The 2,946-nt window shown below is 52.6% G+C and carries 4 protein-coding genes and 1 tRNA gene; 3 read left to right on the top strand and 2 right to left on the bottom strand.

Annotated elements, in window-relative coordinates; translation table 11 throughout:
- The first annotated feature begins 141 nt into the window (after positions 1-141).
- Positions 142-471 (top strand): hypothetical protein, encoded by a 330-nt coding sequence (locus CW742_RS09690; protein WP_292419729.1) that lies wholly within the window; start codon positions 142-144, stop codon positions 469-471.
- Positions 472-502: 31 nt separating this feature from the next.
- The gene (locus CW742_RS09685; RefSeq protein ID WP_292419727.1) at positions 503-994 is read left to right on the top strand and encodes a hypothetical protein; all 492 of its coding nucleotides are present in this window, start codon (positions 503-505) and stop codon (positions 992-994) included.
- A 55-nt stretch (positions 995-1,049) separates the two neighbouring features.
- Here CW742_RS09685 and nifB read toward each other — a convergent pair whose 3' ends face one another.
- Positions 1,050-1,943 (bottom strand): nitrogenase cofactor biosynthesis protein NifB, encoded by an 894-nt coding sequence (nifB, locus tag CW742_RS09680; protein ID WP_292419724.1) that lies wholly within the window; start codon positions 1,941-1,943, stop codon positions 1,050-1,052.
- Between the two features lie 164 nt (positions 1,944-2,107).
- On the opposite strand from nifB, the gene CW742_RS09675 reads away from it, so the two are divergent.
- Positions 2,108-2,665 carry a peptidylprolyl isomerase gene (locus CW742_RS09675; protein ID WP_292419722.1) on the top strand — a complete coding sequence of 186 codons (558 nt, stop codon included), beginning with the start codon at positions 2,108-2,110 and terminating at the stop codon, positions 2,663-2,665.
- A gap of 20 nt (positions 2,666-2,685) precedes the next feature.
- Here CW742_RS09675 and CW742_RS09670 read toward each other — a convergent pair.
- A tRNA-Val gene (locus CW742_RS09670) sits at positions 2,686-2,759 on the bottom strand.
- Positions 2,760-2,946: the final 187 nt, after the last annotated feature.

Below are 2,946 nucleotides of genomic sequence, written 5' to 3'. Positions count from 1 at the left end.
GAGTACCATTGACCACTCCCCCTCTTATTCGCTGGGGATGGTGCAAACGGGACGGGGAGGACCGGGCGCGGCTGCCTGCCATTTTGTCAAAGCCGGATCGGAACGAATAGCATTTTAATATATAAATGAATAGTTCTTCTTATGGAATTAGCAGAAACCCTCAGGACATTTATCGAAGAAGGTGCGGACTGGGAACGCAAGCAGACATCGGTCAAAGGTGTCTCACTAATCCGGCTCCCCGCAACCAAGAACCGTGCCGCATCCCTTGCCATCGACATCAACCCCCTTGGCTCCAACGGGCTCCCGATGAAGAAGAAGGGCATCATGATCATGAACTCTGCTGAGATTGCCGCATTCCGGGCAGCGTTCAACAACGAGAAGGTGGACAGTCTTGTGGCAGCGCTCGAAGAGGTGCTCCCGGAGCGGAAAACAGCCGGAACACCGGCGAAATCGGATGTCCTGCAGATCTGATCGAGTCCGTAAACGCTGTTGCTGATTGGGAGTGACCGCTATCAGAAAAGGGTTTGTACCCCTGTTCATCATCATTGTTGTTGTCCTGGCAGGAACCGGGTGTCTTGGCAGGGAGGCTCCGGCAAGCCCCGACAAGGCCCCCCCGGCGCTGCTCATCGACTATCACCGTACCGGAGGGTTTGCCGGGGTCGACGATCACCTCCTCCTGTTCGACAACGGGGCAGGCCTCATCTCAACCCGATCGATTACCCGCGAGTTTCAGCTGAACAATTCAGAGTTGCAGCGGCTGGACCTGATATTCCGCCAGGCAGGATTCGCTTCGCTCGAGGACGCTTACACTTCACCACGCGGGGGCGATGATTTCATGGCTTACCGGATCACGTTTGGAAACAAGACAGTAGTGACCGAGGATACGGTCGTTCCCTTCACGCTCCAGTCGGTCATACGTGAGCTGAATGCAATCATTACCTCCCGCAGCACTCCGGACCTAGCCCCGGCGTTGCTGGCAAACATGCGAACATAATCCGGCGCAGTGCGATGTTGCTTGTGCTCCGTGCGCAGGGAATGACAAAAAAGGATTATTTGTTTTCGTACACACAGGACTGGATGTCGTGTCCGAGTTTGCCGATCGCATCGGCACGGCAGCGCTGACAGTGGCGCATCTGTTTCACGTATTTCCCGCACTCGTCCTGCATCTTCCGCTTCATCTCGGGTGTCGGGGGGGTGATATTGGCAAACTTGTACTGGGCGATGAGCGGGATGAGGTTGAAGGTGTAGACGCCCATCTCTCCTACTTTCTTTGCAATGGCCGGAATGTGATCCTCGTTGATGCCAGGAATGTAGACGGTATTGATCTTCACGATCATGTTGCGTTTGACTGCCTCTTCGATGCCTTTCATCTGCTGGGAGAGGAGGAGTTTTGCGCCATCGATGCCCTCGTAGCGTTTTCCCTTATAATCGACGAACTGGTAGATCTTCGCCCCAATCTCCGGGTCGATTGCATTTAATGTGACCGTGATGTTTCCCACGTCGTATTTCTGGAGGAGATCTATCTTGTCCGGAAGGAGGAGGCCGTTGGTGCTGATACACTTGATGACATTCGGATATTTTTCATGGAGTTGCTGAAGCGTCTCGAATGTCTCCTCGTTTGCGAGCGGGTCCCCGGGTCCCGCGATCCCGACGACCTTGATGTAATTGTACTTGTCTACGACTTTCTTGACCATGTCCATGGCTTCGTCCGGCTTGAGCACCTTTGTCGTGACACCGGGTCGGCTCTCGTTGACACAGTCGAAGTCGCGGATGCAGTAGTTGCACTGGATGTTGCATTTCGGTGCAACCGGGATGTGACACCTCCCGAAATTATGGCATGCACCCTCGGAGAAACACGGGTGCTCCTTAATCTTGCGCATCTGTGCAGGGTCCCACTGGACTTTCCGGCCCTGGACTTCTGCATATTTGACTTCATCCGGCATAATGAACACCAAACATACGTTCTTCGGGTATTTATATCGTGCAATTGTGATAGCGGGAATCGATATGTTGCGTGCATGCAGCCTTCATGAACAACCCGGGTGTTGGTTTTCCGGAACAGAATGCAATGCTCTTATGGTCATGAGATCAACGTACTGGCGAGAACATGAAAAAATCTGAAAAAGTGAAGGGAAAAGAGGCTGTCGCGGCCAGGAAGAAGCGGACGCGGCAGTATGCGATAGGTGTTGTTATCGTTCTCGTTGTTGTTGCCGCTGTTGCGTTTTATCTGTTCAACCCGTTCTTTGCAAAGACCGGGGATACGGTTTCAGTCTATTATACCGGTTCGCTGGCTGATGGGACTATCTTTGATTCCAACCGGGAGGCATCCCCACTTGTCTTCACCATCGGCCAGGGAAAAGTCATTCCCGGCCTTGAGGAAGCCGTGACCGGTATGGCCCCGAATACGACAAAGACCGTTCATATCCCCATGGCAAAAGCATACGGACCGTATGATTCGTCCCTTGTCTTTACAGTTAATCGTTCGGATTTCGGGATTGAGAACCCGGTCATCGGGGAGCGGTACTCGATCCGGAGAGCGACCGACAATGCGGTGGCACATATCGAGATAATCAACATGACAGAGGATACCATCACCATTGACCAGAACCACGATCTTGCGGGAAAAGACCTGGTCTTCACGATCACGCTCGTGAGAATAGCGTAACTCTCTTTTTTTTAAAACGATGGGCCCGGCCGGATTCGAACCGGCGACCTCCGCCGTGTAAGGGCGACGTCATAACCGACTAGACCACGAGCCCGAGACTCCTACTATTGTTTTCCTGAAGCCTATTAATTATGCTGGTGGTTTTTCGCATCTTTCCGTCAGAGAAGCAGAGTACGAACCTGTATGAACGAAAATCAGGACAAAAAGAGGAAAATGGGACCTTTACTGCGCGGGATCGAACTGCAGGATCTTCTTGCCACTCTTGTCATAGAAGATAAGCT

The sequence above is a fragment of the Methanoregula sp. genome (assembly GCF_002835825.1).
Lineage (GTDB): Archaea > Halobacteriota > Methanomicrobia > Methanomicrobiales > Methanospirillaceae > Methanoregula.
The sequence above is the reverse complement of the archived record's forward strand: the minus strand, read 5'-3'. Positions and strand labels throughout refer to the sequence as shown.